Annotated in this window: 1 protein-coding gene; it reads right to left on the bottom strand. The window is 56.8% G+C overall.

Annotated features, from left to right (window positions below; genetic code table 11):
* Nucleotides 1-831, bottom strand: an 831-nt coding sequence (locus NW856_RS10230) for a serine/threonine protein kinase (protein ID WP_414400122.1), incomplete at its 3' end; no start/stop codon positions are given.
* Nucleotides 832-1,039 lie beyond the last annotated feature (208 nt).

A 1,039-nucleotide genomic window follows, 5' to 3' on the forward strand; every position in this document is an offset into this window, starting at 1 on the left:
TGATAAAGGGGGTGGGATCGGCTGGGGGGCTGCCTTCGGGTTGATCTCGATTGGGCTTTCGTAGCAATGGGCGTGGATCCAGCTGTGCAGGGAGTCGGTTTCCAGCTGAAAGGGCATGGATCCCGTCAGCATCTCGTAGAGCACTACCCCAAAGGAGTAGATATCCGAGCGGGCATCCAAGGCTTTGCCCCGTATCTGTTCGGGAGAGGCGTAGCGAGCTGTGCCGATAAATCCTCCCCCTTTTTGGGTGCCCAGGCTGAGGGTGTGATCCGCCAGGGTTTTGGCCACGCCAAAGTCGAGGATTTTCAGTTGGGGGATAAGCTTGCCATTTTGAAAAACTTGCTCGATGAAGAGGTTGCTGGGTTTGATGTCGCGGTGGATGACACCCCGAATCTCGCGACCCTCTACCTTGGCCTGAAACGTGTGGGCAAAGTGCAGCCCCTCACAGGCCTGCAAGGCTAGTCGAACGGCTTGTCGAACCGGCAAAGCCCCTTTTTCTCGGATCAGCTTGCCCAGATCCTGCCCCTTGAGGTACTCCATCACCAAGTAGGCCTGCTCCCCCTCTTGGCCGTGATCCAAAACCTTGACGATGCGAGGATGCTGCCCCAGAAGGGTGCTAACGCGGATCTCTTCGGCAAAGCGACGGCGCAAGTCTGTCTGGAAGTCGCCCCGGCTCAGCAGCATGGGGGCATAGAGGATCTTGACGGCTACCTCTTGGCCGTTGTTGTGTAAGTCCAAGGCGCGGAAGACGGATCCCATACCGCCGCCACCAATTTCTTGAATCAGCTGGTAGCGGTTGCCCAAAATGCGGTTGGTGAGATCTGCAGTCATGGGTTTGCAGCTTGGAGAAGAGGAATTGCAGGGGGAATGTCCATACCATAAACCGAATTGCTGAGGTCTGCACCAGCCTACGCCAGTGGCTGAACTCAGGGATCCGGATTGGGGCCATCTGTTGGAAATGGCGGGGTTTTCAGTTGATTCTTCAAGGTGACTTCTCAGCTAGAAATCGCAGGAGCCCCGCCCTCTGTCCGTAGGACGA

The sequence above is a fragment of the Synechococcus sp. R3-13 genome, from assembly GCF_047462195.1.
Taxonomy (GTDB): domain Bacteria; phylum Cyanobacteriota; class Cyanobacteriia; order Thermostichales; family Thermostichaceae; genus Thermostichus.